This window comes from Sungkyunkwania multivorans, assembly GCF_042675645.1.
Lineage (GTDB): Bacteria > Bacteroidota > Bacteroidia > Flavobacteriales > Flavobacteriaceae > Sungkyunkwania > Sungkyunkwania multivorans.
In genome coordinates this window covers 917,838-918,055 of record NZ_JBHTJH010000017.1, presented here as the reverse complement: position 1 = coordinate 918,055, position 218 = coordinate 917,838, and the positions used below count along the sequence as shown (strand labels likewise).

1 pseudogene is annotated in these 218 nt (G+C 58.3%); it reads right to left on the bottom strand.

Features of this window, described 5'->3' with window-relative positions:
* Positions 1–218, bottom strand: a pseudogene (locus ACFQ1M_RS15450) (hypothetical protein); the annotation flags it as partial.

The window sequence follows — 218 nt, the reverse complement described above, 5'->3', positions numbered from 1 at the left end:
CCTTGCAGACTTGCCAAGAAGTCGGCCTCGGTCCCTGTGTTCCCTGCGTTCAACCATATCTGATAGGCGGAGTCACCGTCGATCCCGTCAGCACCGTCCACTCCGTTCGTTCCATCGATACCATCAGCACCGTCTATTCCATTGGCTCCCGCTGGTCCCTGTGGACCTTGCAGACTTGCCAAGAAGTCGGCCTCGGTCCCTGTGTTCCCTGCGTTCAA